We start from the raw sequence: 15528 nt of genomic DNA on the forward strand, positions 1-15528 counted from the left end.
ATAACGAAAAAAATAATTTCAAAGGTCGATACCCACGTTCCAAACTGTTTAATGGAAGTGAACTCTTCGGGACTGATTCCATTTTTTGATGATAAATAGAATGACTTATTTAATCGATGTCTATCCAGGAGTACATAAGTATAATAAATAACTGCCATTAAAATGATATATCCGCTGGATATTTTTACGTTCTTGTTGGAGAAAGAATTCAATGTACCCACTCCTTAAGACTTAAAAGCTGAAAAATTAATAATATTTTAGCATAAAGGAGCTAATGTTGCATTGCTGATGGATATGCGTTAAATGAATCTGTATAGCTTCCAAAGTCATATGTTACGACACCATTAGTTCCTCCAGGAAAAGGAACGCTAAGGGATGCTTTCAATTGGTAACTTGCAACAAACGTTGCTGTGTAGCCAGAATAGTAACTATTAGTATTAACATTATTAAGAGATGCAACGAATGCTGCTCCGAAGTTTGCATATAAATTAGCGGTTGGACCTTGAATTGATACATTATCTCCCATGGCCATAACCGATAATTCTAGACCGGTTTGAAGGTATATTTAAGACAAACTATGAAACTGCTCACGAAGCTTCTGTTAGGCTAGGCCGTCCGTGGGAAATAGATGAGAGGTGACAAAAAAATGGGGGCGTTTGTTCTACTTTTGAAAGACTACGAGGACGAATCGGTTGTAATTTATAGATTCGGTCCAAAAGAAGATATAATGGGGAAAATTCAACTAGACAAAGAAAGAAGTATGTTCTCCGAATTAGAATCAATAAACAATCCAAATCATTCAAATCAATTTTACTTTGATAGAGCTGCTCAAAGAATGGCAAAATGTTTCATTAAAGAGGGTGGTGTCTTTCCTGAGAGAATGACATTTGAATCCTAATGAAGTGATCTTGATTGGTTTCATGCTTTTTAAGATTTTTTTGAGGGGAGATCACGAATGAGACTATCTTACACCAATAACACAGAATGTGATGGTAGACACCCGAAGCCTATCTTCTTCTGATTTGACACAACTTAAAAACGAGGTTGTGAAACAAGGTTTGGGAGACAGAGTCAAATTTTTGCCATAATAAATGAAAGGTCTATAGTGCTAATGAATGATGTGATAAATGAAAAAATTAAGCTTCATCGAACTTGGCTTAAGTCATTGGGGAATAATGGTACTCCATTGTATTTATCTGAAATCGACTTATCTGGTATAGATTTATCAAATGAAAATTTAACATCAGTAATATTACCAGAAGTAACTTTTAAAAGCGCCAATTTAGAAAATGTGATTTTTAATTATTCGAATTTAGCATCCTGTAATTTTTTTATGGCGAATTTAGGAAATGTACAGATAGTTAAAGCAACAGCAGATTATGCGGATTTTGAAAAGGCGAGGATGCAAAACTCAAATCTCTTTAGGTCTACTTTTTTTGAGTCGAATTTAACAAGTACAGATTTAAGTGGAGCTAATTTAGAAAAAACCTTATTTTCTGAAGCTAACTTAGTGGATGCAATACTTACAAATGTAAATATAACAAATGCTTCACTTAAAAAGTGTCGAGTGTATGGGATTAATTTACAAGGGGCTATAGGGATTGAAACTGTACAAGTGGATTGGATTGATATTGGTAAAAAAGGAAGCCCTGAGATATTAATTGGAAAGGATGCAGTTAACTGGTTAGTTAAAAGAGCAGATAACTCTTAATATTACCCTAAAGTTAACCTTGTTTCGGTTGTACGAATATCAAATGCTTTAATGTTATACCCAAAACGGAAAATCCCCAAAGGGTTTTACGCAAAATGAATTGTAACTTTAAAAACAACCCGGTACGGACAACGCCTGTACCAGGTTGTTTTTGGTTCATCCGCCCATCATCCAACACTCTTCGCCATATCCTCTATAGTGACGGCGCAGCCGCCTCTGCTTGCTGCATAAGAATTCTATAGATCAGCATCGACGCTTCGGCACGAGTCGAGTGTGCAATTGGCATGAGCTGCTGCAGGGCATCTCCCTTAATGAGACCCTCTGCTGCCAATGCTGCAATATCATCTGCCGCATAACTGGAGATTTGGTGATGGTCCGTAAAGCCGGCCCCGTCTACTGCATTAAGCTCCAAAGCTCTGACTAGAAAAAGTGCTATGACAGTAATCAGCAGATTGTAGAGAAATTCTACTATGAGAATGATAAGACACTTAAAGCTGGCGTGAAAGTAGACTACCAGATTGCAGCTAATAGATTGTTAGAGACGATCTCTCCTGCCGACATCTCCTCTTCTATGTTCATGGTTACATTAGTTTTGATATTCATATTGCCCTGTACCTGAAAGAATCTTCTGCTGTATAGCAGCATCTTATCCGTTCACCACAGTTGTAGATAGGACGAACAAATCTGACGGTAAAGGTAGATTCATCCACCACACATACCTCGGATAATAAGATTATAGACAGAGCAAGTGCTTCGCTCGCCATGGAATACAAGGTCACAGCGAATGAACTGAAGTTTATAGCAGATACAAGTTCTTACATGGGATCGCTGGAGAAGTCACTATATGTCATCGACGCGATCAAGGCAAACAAAGGGCAAATAACTTCTACAATTCTCAAGGATGCCCAGCTTCAAGGAACAAAAGGCCCTGGTGGAACAGTGGATATGCTACAATTCACGTACGATATGGCCGAAAAAGGATTTACGGTAAAAGATGCACTTAAAATGTATAAAGAAGAGGTCACCGATCCAAGACTGGCCGAGGCTTATGCAGTAGCTACATTAAATGTGGCAGGCAGTGGTTTCAGTCTAAAGAGAATGGCACAAGCAAAAAGTGAGGTTAGTGTAACCAGATAACCTAATACTTCTCCAAGAAATATAGGCTCTACTATACAGGGGAAAGTAGATGCAGGTTAGACTGATAGAGTAGTTTTAAATCTCTCAGATTGTTAAGGCGATATGAATGCACTAAAGAAGCAGTTATCTGATTGGCCTATTTCTGGATTGAAAGAATTAATAACGGTTGATAGCAACGGTACCATTATTCGTTTATATCCATGACATGGAGGTTAAGCATGGCTATTGAGTATTCACTAAAAGTAGAAAAAAAAATATCTGAAGAACTTTTAATACAAGAACTCGAATCAATTGGATATGCAAATATTCAAATAGTAAGGCTAACTAAAGGAATTGAGATTAATCAATTTGAAAAAACGTTTGGTTTGAATTTATGCTTAACTGATTCTAGTGACTATCCGTATAACGCTATGGATACGCAGTTTTTGAGAAATGAGTTTGTGTATGAAACTACATTAAGTTTTCGATTTATAAATAACATATATAATAATGAATCTTATAAGTTTATGTTATCCCTCGTATTCAATTTGTTGAGAAATCACAACTTAAATGCTCTATTATTGTCGAATGGTGATAATGAATTATGTTTTTTTGCAAAAGAAAATATATACTTAGAAAACTCTTCGTATATTTGGGATAATGGATGTTTTGCTGAAGTTCTTAAGGGGCGTAGTTATTATTATTATTATGATGGGAATTATATTTTTTAAACTGTTGTTTTTTTCGAGAGTATTTACAGGTAATGTCCTATCATTATATAGAGCGGGGGCTATAATTAACCATAGAATCAGGTCGTCCATGGAACCCTTAAAGGGAGGTTGGATTTAAGTTGAAAATAGATATTTCCAAGGAAAGATTTGAGTTGCTTGATTTGATGGAGTCGGCCATTATTATTGATTATCCTTCCATGTCGGCTACTAATTTGGAATTCAGAGTGTGGGGAATAACTTTACCTCTTAGTGTCTATGGCTTAGAAGCGTATGGGCTAACTGAACATACTAGACCATTCAATGATGATATTTATGTTTCAGGCTATAGTAAGCTCCAATTTCATGATGTGACTAGAGTAAACATAGAAGCTGTATTATATGGTAATACTCCCCCTTACCCCCTGCTAAGATGGCCAGATAATAGCATAATGGGAGTCAGCAAAACCTGGGGTGATGTACATGAAGATGACAATGCCAATACTTATGAAATTGAGGCAACACTCGCATGGCCCTACGGTAGATGTGATTTATCTGTAGTAACCAGATCGGATTTATCTATTGAATTAAACAGCGCTGATTTTATACCTGCAAGAGAATATGTCCTTAATACAAAAAAATATGGATGGAGTCGAGATTTTACTAAATTTTAATGCTGGTTAAGTTTACGAGAATGGCTCCTTACTTAGTACAATGTAGTTGTAGAATATGGATAGGATTTCACCCTATAAAACGGAAAATCCCCAAAGGGTTTTACGCAAAATGTATTGTAACTGTAAAAACAACCCGGTACGGACAACGCCCGCACCAGGTTGTTTTTTGTTCATCCGCCCATCATCCAACACTCTTCGCCATATCCTCTATAGTGACGGCGCAGCCGCCTCTGCTTGCTGCATAAGAATTCTATAGATCAGCATCGCCGCTTCGGCACGAGTCGAGTGTGCAGTGGGCATGAGCTGCTGCAGGGCATCTCCCTTAATGAGACCTGCTGCTGCCAATGCTGCAATATTATCTGCCGCATAACTGGAGATTTGGTGATGATCCACAAAGCTATCTATTACAGAGGCAGCCGCCGTACCCGGCTTCAAGACCTCTGCTGCCTGTAGAGCTCTAGCGGCCATAACGAACATCTCTTGCCTGGATACCGGTTCATTCGGCTGGAAGTGTCCATCCGGCTGGCCGGTCACAATGCCAAGCTTCTGGGCTGTCATAAGCTCCTTGTAGTAATAATCACCCGGTGATACATCCGTGAAGCCGGTCCCGTCTACTGCATTAAGCTCCAATGCTCTGACCAGCAACAATGCGAAATCTGCGCGTGAGACGGCCTGTTCCGGCCTGAATTCGCTGTCTGACATACCGTTGATGATCCCCTTGGAGCTGAGTACTTCAATTACGGACTTAGCCCAATGTGACGGAGGGATATCCTGGAATGTCTTGTGATGATAGACTGCTGCATACCGGCCGGAGGCCTGTGTCGTTGAGACAATGGCCTGCTGCTTTTCTGCATTATACTCCCCGTGTATTACGGGCTGGATGATTCCCTGTTCATTGACCTTCCAGACTACAATGAAGGCATTCTCCGCTGCAGGAACGGCGGGTGAATGGGGGAGTCCGATTAGCAGGGCTGACTTTAGAGTGTCAGGCTGCCGGCTTACCCCATCCAGCAGAAGCTCGTATCCGATGAGCGGGCTGGCGCCTAACTTTGTTTGCAGCTGCCCCTCGGTCTCAATGGTTCTTAGTGATAATGTAACCGCCTTAGCACCGTTCAGTGTCTCCGCAGAGAATATACTGTCAGGTATCCCGATTGTCGCGAGTGATGAACGGATCTCAAGCTGCAACTGAGCGTCTCCTGACCGGAATGCTGAAGCAGGGAGGCTTAACTCAATTTCCTCAATGTCTTTGGCCGGACCTGCAGTAAGCTGAATCCGTATAGTCTTGTTACCTGTTGAATCAGCTTTGGCTAGAGCTACTATCTTGTGCAGGGAGGCTTCAGTCAATGTGGCTCTCGCCTTCCCTGTACTAACCGTTACAGGTAATTCAATGCTTACGCTGCCGTCCAGCAGGAGAACCGTAGTAGAGGAATCCCCGGTAGCTGAACTAGTGCTGCCTGTGTTAGGCGCTGCAGTCGGACTAGGTGTAGCAGTCGGACTAGGTGTAGCAGTCGGACCCGGCGAAGACGAAGGACTTGGTGACGGACTGATCTCCGGCTGTGGCTCCGGCACTGGCTGTGGTTCTGGCTCCGGTTGCGGCTCCGGCTCCGGCTGTGGTTCCGGCTGCGGCTCGGGTTCAGGTTGCGGCTCAGGCTCCGGCTGTGGCTCCGGTTCTGGCTGTGGTTCTCCGAAAGGAATGAATTTCAGAAAGTCACCCCAGAGGACATTGCCCTCGGCATCCCTTAAATAGGAAGCCACCGGCTGTAAACTTCCAAAGTTAGCCTCCGTCAGCTGCTTGCCTGACTTGTTGACTGACGCTGTACCGTCGTACATGAAGTTATTGTCGGCGGCCAAGGAAGCCGGGTACTGGTCCTTGCCGATGCTCTTCGTCTGGTAAGATACAAAGCCGTTAATTTTAAAATCCGCAGTGATTGAATCATACGTGGTGAAGCTCAGGTTACCGCGTGTATTATTGAATGCGATATTGTTAGTTGCAATAACACCCGGATTACTGTTGCTGGTGAAGCCATAGGCGCCATTTCCGAAGGCGATAGAATTACGGATCGTATGCGCAACGTGAATGCCTTCCCCGCCCAGCTTGAACCCGTTTTTATCGCCAGCTCCGATCGTTCCGTCTGTTAAATACCCGTTATTGAAGGCGGCGCTGTTCTCGATTAATACCGGACCGATTGCGCCTGAGCCTGCCTTGGTGTACAGGTCCCAGCCGTCGTCAATGTTGTTATGTGCCAGGCAGCCTCTGAAAATATTCCCAACGCCGGAAGTTAATTTCGCGGCAAAGCCATCTGCATTATTGTCAGACGGATCGCGGTTATCGAAGGAGGTGCTGTTCAGAATCAGATTGTAGGACGGCCATTCGGCGATCTCCTGTGCCGTTCCGTCCGTCCGGCTGATCTGCAGCCCTGTGTCCCCGTTAGCATAGAAGCGGCTGTTCTCAACGATGTTATAGTTACCGCCAACCGTGAAGCCCTTAGTATTAGCAGCCGAGCGGGTGAAATCCAGTCCCTTCACATGCCAGTAGTTCCCGCTGAGCAGCACACCTTCTGTTTTTTTGTCAAAATCTATGACGGGCCTTGCACCAGGCGCTGCTTCCAGATACTTCTTGGCGGCCTCGGTGCCATCATTGTACTTTGGAATGACAAGTGGTGATTTCCGCATGTACCGGCCGTCAAGTACAATGATATGCTGACCTGGCTTGACATAATCAATTGCGGTATCAAGATCAAGCGGGAGAGCCATGGTGCCATCCCCGGTGCTGGTTCCTGCAGGAGAGACATAAATATCGTCCCCGTCGCCATAGCTGCTCATGGTTACAGTGAAATTCTGGACGATTTTATCGTAAGAGGTTAAGTACTGGGTATCCTCCGGCCAAAAAGTCACACTGAAGTTCGTATCCCCTTGCGCACTGAGTACCGCCGGAATCGTAAGCCGCTGATTGGCTGTTGCCAGGGCATCCTGTGTGATGATCTTGGAACCTTGCTTCACCGTCACGGTTCCGTTCACATTAGGTCGAATAATCATCGGATATTTCGGCGAAGAGGTCTTGCCTAAAGACAGTATGCTAAAGCCAGGTGTTACCGGAGTTGCCGGCGGTTCGACTTTCGGAGAATCTGTAGCTGCACTTGTCACCGTCAATTGGATATTACGGACATCTATCGTAGCGAGACGTGCCACATAGAATCCGACATACATAGTGGAGTCTTGTACTTTTAGAATATCCGGCTGGAAATGGATAGCTTCCTGACCCTTATTGAGCTGGCCGGTGAAGCCGCTGTTCGTCTTGGCCAACGTTAACCGGTAAGGTGCTGCAGGGTCAGTATTGCCGGGCCCAGGCCGTTCTTCCCTCAGCATAATCGTCTTAATACCCTTGCTTCCGGTTCCATCAGACTTCTCTACCCCGGAACGGACAAACAGCTGGGTGCCCAAAGGGCTTCTTGTACCGCCGCTGTACCCGCCGATTGCAGCGATATTCGCAGCGAATACGCTGGAATTCCCGGGTGTCCCGATGGCATCCCGCGCCATGATACCGAATGATTCCTGCCCGTCATATGGAGTTTTGGCATAAGTTAGCACCTCTATATCCGCAGACAAAACGAAGTTATCTTCTGCCGCATTGAGCTCTGTGTAGTAGAAGGTAATGCCATCGTGGTCTTCCGTAACCTTGCCGCCGCCCTCAAGGGCGATCAGCCGCACAGTCCCATCGTCTTTGTGGAGGATCGTGTTATTCGCAGCAGATGTAGACTGGCCGAAAGCGATGCTGTGCCATACGGGCTCTATCTTTTCTTTTACCGTGACCGCATATGAAATTGGATGAATGGATGAATCATCGGGGATGATGTTAATCTCGTATACGCCAGCCTGCTGGCTATTGTAATTGGAGCTGTCCAGCGTGAACCCGCTTAGAATCTCCCGGTCGGAGTTGTCATACACCTTCGATACAATCAGCTGGGTGCTGTCAAAGTTCTCGTTTACAAAGAAGGTGGTTGCCGGATAGCTTGTTATTTCGATACCAGTCAGCTCTTTGATTTTGACCTGAACCGTGAATTTTGCGGTTATTCCTTTATGAGTTACTGTGATTTCCTTATCTCCCGGTGCCTGAGTGTTAAGGGGGGAGACGGTGTATTCATCTTTGGTCAGCCTTACCTGAGCATGATCAGCATAATGAGCATAAACAGAGAGCCCTTCCAGTTGGATGGAGTCACCAATGTAATAGACGGTTTGCTTGGGCTCATGTCTGATCTCTAATTGGGACAGGGTAGCATCAATGACCTTGACATTTAATGCTGTAGTGATGGCTTGAGCCTCTGCGGATGTGATCATTACTTCATAGGTACCCGGCTCGGCAAAAATATAGGGAAGCTCTTCTGTTACGGGTTGACCGTTAATGGAGAGCGTATAGAGGTCGCCCGTCAGCTCTTTGATCAGAAAGCCGTCATTATATGTGGCAGTGACAACAAGTCCCTCTGAATCAAAAGTATCCCCTGGATAATAGATGGTTTTGGCCGGCTCATATTTGACTGCTAATGAAGTCATGGATAACGGCAAAATTTGCAGTGCAATGGTTGCGGAAGCGCCGTTATAATTGATGGTTACTGTGTTAGTACCAGGCTGGCTGCTGTCAAAGCCGGTTACAATATAGTCGGCAGGAGACAGGATGGCCTCACTGTTATCGGAGAAGACAGCTTTAACAAGCAGCCCGGTCAGATCCAGGGGTTCACCTGCCAGATAGGAGGTTTTCGCCATCCCGCTCGTGTCGGCAGACAAGCCTGTTACACGTTTGGTCTCGGCCTGAATGTCTATTTCACTGAAGGTTACGGTTGCATCTCTGGCCACATAAATCCCGGCAAAAATCGTATCGCTGAACGTATCCTCCAGGGTCACGATTTCAGTCTGCCCGTTACTGCTTAGCAGGTACGTATTGCCCGACTTCCTGATGCTGAGATCGTAGGCTTCTCCCGCGGCAGGAGGATTACTCCCGCTGAACGGATTCAGCTTCACTTGGGCAGCCTTCTTATAAAAGCCTTTCATCACTAAATCCAAGGCACCGACTGCAGCGTAATTGGAGGTAGTTGTGCTGGAATCCCCATTTAAACCAACAGTATCCCGGAGCATCAGCCCGAAGGATTTCTGATTAGGTGTGCTGACGCTGCTATTAGTATTGAATGCGGTAACTACAGCTTTGGCTTTAAGCTCAAAGTTCATATCAGCGGGAATCTCCTTGTAATAGAAAGATAGTCCCTCATCGCTGCTTGAGATCTTACCGCCGTAAGTAGTCATCGTTACTGTAGAAGGGTTCTCCACAGCAGGCTCGGAGTTCTTCACCGGAGTTGTGTTTCCCCCGAAAGCGCTGAATGCCCATGGCCCAAGATCTACTTGTCCTTCCTGGTTTAATTGGATGTTGCGGAAGGTGACTGTTGTATTTCTGGCCGTATACAGACCGGCATATTGTATGGAGCCATTGAAGCCTTCGATGATCTTGACTTCGTTTCCAATCCGTACGGTATACAAATCCCCGGTTTTCTTGATGCTTAATTCGTACTCTTCCCCCTGGGCCGGACGGCTTGCCTGCTCAAACCCGAGCTTCTGTAAGCTTTTATCAGTCTGTAATTTGTGAAACGCTTTCATTTCTTGGTCCAATGCACCTGCGGATACGTAGTCTCCGGTGTACGCTCCGGATTGGTTATCCCACACATTGCTGCGCAGCATGATACCGAAGGATACCTGATTATTTGCCGTCCAGGCATCTACATGGGCTGTCGCAGTTAATTCGAAATTGACCGCGGGATCAATCGCTTGATAATAATAAGCAATTCCTTCGGTAGTGCCGGATATTTTGCCTCTGTCGTTTGCGCTTCGGAGGGTAACCGCTCCGCTGCCCTGCTCCGTGATTTCGAAGTTGGCCGGCGTAATTTTGTCCTGACCTCCTACATCACCAAACACACTGCCCTTCCACTTATTCTGATTGTTATTCTGAATGTTGATCATTCCGTGTAAAGGATCAGTTATTTCCTCGGCAGATGAGGATAATGGCACGGACGAGAACAGCAGCAGGAAGATTACAAGCATGGCTAACAAGCGTTTTCGTTTTTTCACAATGATTACAACCTCTCCTTATTGGATCCATTTTGAACAGCGCTAAGTCTGATCCCCGAAATTATACGTTATCCGTGAAAAGTACAGCTATAATCAATACTTCACAAATTGCTGTATACCGGGCATAAGAGAGAGGATGTGAGTTAATGACACCCCGTTTACGTTAAATGGAATTCCCACCTCTTATTCACAATTAGCAGGAATGCGGAAGGATATCGCGAATTTGGATAGTAGAAGATATGAAATTTATGAACACTGGAGGCAACGACATGCTGAAGCTATTCGAGTATAACTGGCAAGTGCGTGAGGACTGGTTCGGCTGGTGTGAAACGGTGGGGATGGAAGAGCTGATGAAGCAGCGAACCGGAGGAATGGGCTACATTCTGCCTACGCTTTATCATATTATTGCAGTGGAGTACGGCTGGATCTGCGGCGGCATTGAAGGTAAGGAGATTGAGTTCCCTCTGTTTGAGGAAGTGGCCAGCCTGCAGCAGATCAGGGAGCTGTCGGCCCGTTGTCACGGGGAGCTTGCCCCGTTTATCTATGGCTGGAATGAGAGCATGGAGGACCTTATTATGATTGATATTACCGATGACGGGGAACGGGAGCCCCATCCTTACGGCGAAGTGCTGCGTCATGTAATTGCTCACGAGATTCATCACATCGGCCAGCTGTCTGTATGGTCCCGGGAGATCGGCAGGAAGCCGGTTACTGCAAACCTCATCGGCAGAGGGTTGTACGGAATTTAGGAATTAACTGATGAAGTGATTTTAGGTAAACCACTTAAAGAGGTTAGAATCCTCCCATTTCACAAATCTGGATTAGCTTAATTGTACTTCGTACAACTAAAATCGTTTATTTCTCTGCCGTTCCAACGTTTAGTTGTAGTTGCTGCAGTTAAAGTACCTGTTGTGGTTGGCTTAAGCCAAATTCAGCAGATTTAGTTGTACGAACTGCAGTTATAAGATGTCGGCATCCCATTCTGTTACTTTTAGCTGTACAAAATACAACTATCCCTGAGTTCGTCCTTGGAATTGAAGATATCAGTTCTGCTGTAGTTCCTTTACCTGGACGATCCCTATGGTCATAAGAATAACGGGATTGCCATTTGTTGTCTGCTATGACTGGAGGCGGAGCCAGAAGTTCATCTGCACAGAAACTCTACATCAAAATTCTCATAGGCGGAAATTGTAATATCCGGATGTAATAACAAGTATGGGGGTTTGCTGGACAACATGATAAGAATCAGTAATAACCGGATTAAAATAATGATCGCAGCAGGAGTAATGTTCATATCTTTACTCATCATTTCACTGATAGCCTATGCCAAGCCTGTCCATGCCGCCCTGGTTAATTATTCTGCGATGGTTGAGCTCAGCCCCGATATTTATATTGAGCCTGATTTGTCTCAGGACATCAAGGAAGAGCTGCTCCATTACGTTGACCGCTCACGGGATAAGCTAGAAGCCGTTTTTGGCGGGAGAAGCTCAGAACCCTGCCTGATTCTTGCCTTATCTGCTAAGCAACTGGACAAATACGCGGAGAACCCGACCGGGCAAACCTATTATCTGCCCTGGAGGAATTATATTGTGATTGGTCCAGACGGGTTTAATGAAAATGTGATCTCTCATGAACTCACTCATGCAGAACTCAGGGAAAGGCTGCATAACAGGAATGTGGTGCCTGTATGGTTCGATGAAGGGCTTGCTTCGATGGTGGACGGGCGGTTTGCGAAACTTACAACACCGGGAGAGACTAAGGAACAGGATGCCGGTCTTGCCGGATTGGAGCCTTTAGACACTCATGAGGCCTTTAATTATGGTACTGCAGAGGCCTGGAAAAACTACATTACAGCTTGCTCTGAGGTTACGCGGTGGTACTCTATAGCCGGACAAGATGGGCTTCTCCGTCTGATCCATGCGTTGAATCAAGGAGCGGATTTCACAGAGCAGTACATAAGAATTGAACAAGAAGGGTGAGTATTCCATTTTGCAGACTGAATATCCGGCAGCACGCGGCTGAACCGGAGCTTACAGTGGTTACAAGTGAGCTTAATTTATACTGATCTAAGCAACAGACAAAGAGCGTCCTGCCATCCGGCAGGCGCTCTTTGTCTGTTATCTAGGCTTTTGCGGATAGGGTTAAAGCTGCATGCCGGTAATTTCGCCGATCTTGACCGCCTCTTCCGGATCTGCTGCAATCAGCTTGTCATATACCGCCTGATCGAGCGCGGCATTCTTCCGCTGCAGTGCCGCCAGGTACCAGCGGGCCGCCTCGCGGTTCACGGTATCACTATAATCCTCAGTAAGGCCAGACTTCAGTGTGTCAGCGGCAGCCTGGAGCTGTCCTGACATATATTGCAGCTTGCCGGCGTTCAGCCGGATAGGGGCTGTTACTCTTGGTTCTTGATATAGATCCCCAGCATCCGGTTGTTTGCTTAGCAGTTCCTCGTTCGTAACAGCATGAGCATAGGCATCCAGTCCGGTCCGGTAATACCGCTGCTTGGTAAGCGTCTCCTGATCCCCCAGATCATTCTGCCCCAGCGCATAAGCTTCCTGTGCCCGCTTCAAGGCAGCAGAACCTAAATCATAGGAGCGGCTGATCACTGCGCTGTACCAGTCTGTACCCCAGTGGGTTCCGGGCTCTGCCAGGTCCTCGTAACCGTTAATGAAGCCTTTCTTCAGCGTGGCCAGCGCCGCTTCTTCTTGTCCGGACAAGTATTCTACCCGGCCTGCATTCAAGGCAATGGTTGGCGTGATGAAGAATTCACGGCCCTGAAGCTGCTCGGGAGGGAGTGTCTGCAAATGAACAATGCCGTCTGTCACATGCTGATATGCAGCGAGTGCCACGCCCCAGTAGGTTTCTTTTCCCGCCTGATCCTGATGCGCATTGTCCTTCTGTCCGAGAAGAGCTGCCCGGCTGATCAGCTGATCATACCAGTTTATATCCCAGTTGAACTTACCGGCATTATCCAGGTATACGCGGTAAGCCTCATCACTCTGGTCTCTTAAATCATAGTAACTTACTAACTGGGCGAGCAGATCCTTGTTATAGGGCTCATCCTTCAAGGCGCGGGTTAACACGGCATAGGTTTCATCCAGGAATTGCACATCCTGCGTCTGGACGAATACCTTCTGATCCAGCAAGGAGAGATAAGCTGCTGATTCCGGATGATTAGGACGGTTCTTAAGCGCCTTTACCAGCGGAGCTTTGAGCTCTTCATACGATTGGCTGACGCCCATCAGCTTCTTGGCTTTGTAAGCCTCAGAGCTTGAACTGATATAACCGAGGGACAGGAACAGGAGGTACCCCGTAGCTATACCCAGCAGGCCGAAATATCCGGCTCTGAACCAGCGTTTGTTCCACTGCAGGCGCAGCGGCTTGCTCTCCATGGCGACAGCCATCCCCCCCAGTGAGAGGAAGACCAGGATTCCCATGAAGGCATAGCTCATATTGAAATCAAGCAGACTGTGGACAAGAATGGATAACGCGATAATAAGGTAAAAGAACCCGTTGTTGTAATCATCATTCCGGCGCTTCAGATACCCCTTGATATATTTGTAGAAAATAAACAGGATAAAGCCCATACACACGAGGAAGCCGAGAATGCCTACCTCGATCAGGTACTGGAGGAAGAAGTTATGGACCTGCCGGCTCACATAGGGGTTGTTCTGATAATGCTCATAGAGTGATGCCCATCCCCCGCCTCCTGCTCCGAGCACAGGGTAATCCTTGACAACCTTCATGGCATCCTTATAAAAAGTAAACCGTTCGAGTACACTGTGCTGCCTGAAGTTGATATTCTCCAGCCGTGTCCCGATATTCGCCGGTAAAATATTACGCGCGCTGGTTCCGATCAACAAGAAGGCGATTAATGCTACCCCGGCGACGGATACCACAGGAATCCACAGCCCGCTCCAGCGGCGTGTCTCTGCACTGCCCAGCTTGCGATAGAGCCAAGGGGCCAACCAGCGCTGAATGACCAGGGCGATTGCTGAAGCACAGGCTGAGGCGCCCAGCAGATAAGCCCAGCCTTTGAGGGCTGCTGCGGAAGTGAAGGCCGTATTCAGCTCAAGACCGAGCCGGGTTACCGGATTCGTGATCAGCAGAGACAGTACACCTGCGACAGCAAGCTGGATGATCCAGAGAATCTGCTGCACAGGCTTCAGGAAGAGCAGCAGCAGAATGAAGACTACCGGAAGCAGGACCAATCCGCCGCGGGATAAGGTAAGCAGCAGCGAAACAATGAGCGGGACGAGCATGAACCCGTGCATCAGCTGCCCGTACCATTTCCGGGAGCGGATTAGGGCGAATAAGGCCACGAACAGGAAGGCCATCAGGAAGGCTGCATATGTATTGGCGTACTGGAAAACTGAGGTCAGGCGCAGGCCGTTAGAGTCAGTCATTACAGCCTCGCTGTACCGGCCGCCTTCTACAGCATCGGTGAACCATCCGGTAAGGCTGCCGGCAAGTCTCCAGCTTCCGAGCCAGTTCAGCAGGCCGAAGCCGACGATCAGATAAGCAACTGCAAGCACCGCAAGCTGAAGGAGCTGATTGAGCTGCTTCTGCTTAAGCAGATACACACTGGTAATGAAGACAGCGGCATAAGTGAATTGGATGAACAGCAGGTTCATCGCTGTATAATGTGAGGCGGCGTTAATCAGCGATAGCGCATAGGTGAGCGGGAGCAGGATTGCGGCTACGCTGAGCAGTTCCAGCTGCCCGTCCAATTTGAAGGATTTGCAGGATAAGGCGATGGAGAACAACAGGAGCAGGCCGCTTATGAGGGCTGCTACATAAATGGGCTTATCGAATTCAATTCTTGTTCCGTTGAATAATCCGACCTGAAAAGGGGTCCAGCCGAGAAACAATACGAATGCCAGACATAATGCCCATACAAGCCCGGACACCGGTCCGGAGTCTTTGGCGTCCGCTCTGATTTGAGCGGCTTGTTTGCCGTACACAGGTTTTGACACGAGATAATCTCCTTTTTCGAGTATTTACGCTATTATTTTAACATAGATACATTTCAGGGATATTGTGTAAGTTGATGATAATGTGAAATTTTGGATGAGAGTGCAGCTATAATTCAGCGGATGAAGCTGTCCATCTACACAGTCCAACCCTGCACAGTTTCATAAAATATAGTATCTATTAGAGCTGAGTAGAGCTGAGGGCAGGCACAAAAAAAAGAATGGCCATCTGCCGTTCT

General features: G+C 46.4%; 11 protein-coding genes. 7 read left to right on the top strand and 4 right to left on the bottom strand.

Annotated features, from left to right (window positions below):
* Positions 1-271: 271 nt before the first annotated feature.
* A complete protein-coding gene (locus tag LOS79_RS30930) occupies positions 272-532 on the bottom strand; it encodes a hypothetical protein (protein WP_315414787.1) in 261 nt (86 codons plus the stop codon).
* 114 nt (positions 533-646) lie between these two features.
* On the opposite strand from LOS79_RS30930, the gene LOS79_RS30935 reads away from it, so the two are divergent.
* A complete protein-coding gene (locus LOS79_RS30935; RefSeq protein ID WP_315422541.1) occupies positions 647-898 on the top strand; it encodes a hypothetical protein in 252 nt (83 codons plus the stop codon).
* Between the two features lie 213 nt (positions 899-1111).
* Positions 1112-1711: a pentapeptide repeat-containing protein gene (locus tag LOS79_RS30940; protein ID WP_315414788.1), complete on the top strand. Its 600-nt coding sequence runs from the start codon at positions 1112-1114 to the stop codon at positions 1709-1711.
* A gap of 193 nt (positions 1712-1904) precedes the next feature.
* Here LOS79_RS30940 and LOS79_RS30945 read toward each other — a convergent pair whose 3' ends face one another.
* A complete protein-coding gene (locus LOS79_RS30945; protein WP_315414789.1) occupies positions 1905-2123 on the bottom strand; it encodes an S-layer homology domain-containing protein in 219 nt (72 codons plus the stop codon).
* Positions 2124-2473: 350 nt separating this feature from the next.
* Between LOS79_RS30945 and LOS79_RS30950 the strand changes: the two genes are divergently transcribed.
* The 3 genes from LOS79_RS30950 (at position 2474) to LOS79_RS30960 (ending at position 4208) form a co-directional block, all read left to right on the top strand.
* Positions 2474-2848, top strand: coding sequence for a hypothetical protein (locus LOS79_RS30950; RefSeq protein WP_315414790.1), 375 nt, complete (start codon positions 2474-2476; stop codon positions 2846-2848).
* A 218-nt stretch (positions 2849-3066) separates the two neighbouring features.
* Positions 3067-3558, top strand: a complete 492-nt coding sequence (locus tag LOS79_RS30955) for a SitI3 family protein (protein WP_315414791.1) — start codon at positions 3067-3069, stop codon at positions 3556-3558.
* Between the two features lie 119 nt (positions 3559-3677).
* Positions 3678-4208 carry a hypothetical protein gene (locus LOS79_RS30960; protein ID WP_315414793.1) on the top strand — a complete coding sequence of 177 codons (531 nt, stop codon included), beginning with the start codon at positions 3678-3680 and terminating at the stop codon, positions 4206-4208.
* Between the two features lie 207 nt (positions 4209-4415).
* On the opposite strand, the gene LOS79_RS30965 is transcribed toward LOS79_RS30960, so the two are convergent.
* The gene (locus LOS79_RS30965) at positions 4416-10316 is read right to left on the bottom strand and encodes a right-handed parallel beta-helix repeat-containing protein (protein ID WP_315414794.1); all 5901 of its coding nucleotides are present in this window, start codon (positions 10314-10316) and stop codon (positions 4416-4418) included.
* Between the two features lie 269 nt (positions 10317-10585).
* Between LOS79_RS30965 and LOS79_RS30970 the strand changes: the two genes are divergently transcribed.
* Entirely contained in the window at positions 10586-11065 is a 480-nt protein-coding gene (locus LOS79_RS30970) for a DinB family protein (protein WP_315414795.1), read from the top strand.
* A 519-nt stretch (positions 11066-11584) separates the two neighbouring features.
* Positions 11585-12295 carry a hypothetical protein gene (locus tag LOS79_RS30975; protein ID WP_315414796.1) on the top strand — a complete coding sequence of 237 codons (711 nt, stop codon included), beginning with the start codon at positions 11585-11587 and terminating at the stop codon, positions 12293-12295.
* A gap of 162 nt (positions 12296-12457) precedes the next feature.
* Here LOS79_RS30975 and LOS79_RS30980 read toward each other — a convergent pair whose 3' ends face one another.
* Positions 12458-15292 (bottom strand): PglL family O-oligosaccharyltransferase, encoded by a 2835-nt coding sequence (locus LOS79_RS30980; protein WP_315414797.1) that lies wholly within the window; start codon positions 15290-15292, stop codon positions 12458-12460.
* Positions 15293-15528 lie beyond the last annotated feature (236 nt).

The organism is Paenibacillus sp. MMS20-IR301 (assembly GCF_032302195.1).
Lineage (GTDB): Bacteria > Bacillota > Bacilli > Paenibacillales > Paenibacillaceae > Paenibacillus_AQ.